Origin of the sequence: Enterococcus sp. HMSC078F03 (genome assembly GCF_001811595.1) — a bacterium.
Lineage (GTDB): Bacteria > Bacillota > Bacilli > Lactobacillales > Enterococcaceae > Enterococcus > Enterococcus faecalis.
Genome location: NZ_KV805594.1, coordinates 15,460 through 15,876 on the forward strand (window position 1 = coordinate 15,460; position 417 = coordinate 15,876).

Below are 417 nucleotides of genomic sequence, written 5' to 3' on the forward strand. Positions count from 1 at the left end.
CAGGAGTGACAGGTAATTCAACGGCAGGTTACGAGGTTAAAGGAACTACTGATGCCAATGCCACGGTTGAGATCCGAAATGCAGGAGGTGCCGTGATAGGCACAGGGAGCGCCGATGGGACAGGAGCGTTTACAGTTACCATTCCCGCAGGTGAAGCAGGCGCCAATGAAACATTAACCGCCGTAGCGAAAAACGCCAGCGGTACAGAAAGTACGCCAACAACGTTCCAAACGCCAGCGGATGAGACAACCGTAACCGCACCAACAATCACAGGAGTGACAGGTAATTCAACGGCAGGTTACGAAGTTAAAGGAACTGCCGATGCCAATGCCACGGTTGAAATCCGAAATGCAGGAGGCACCGTAATAGGCACAGGTACCGCTGATGGGACAGGAGCGTTTACAGTTACCATTCCCG

The 417-nt window shown here is 52.8% G+C and carries 1 protein-coding gene; it reads left to right on the plus strand.

Annotation, left to right across the window (positions count from 1 at the left end; translation table 11 throughout):
- A partial coding sequence (locus HMPREF2810_RS12510; protein WP_141750872.1) for an Ig-like domain-containing protein occupies nt 1-417 on the plus strand: 417 nt, incomplete at both ends.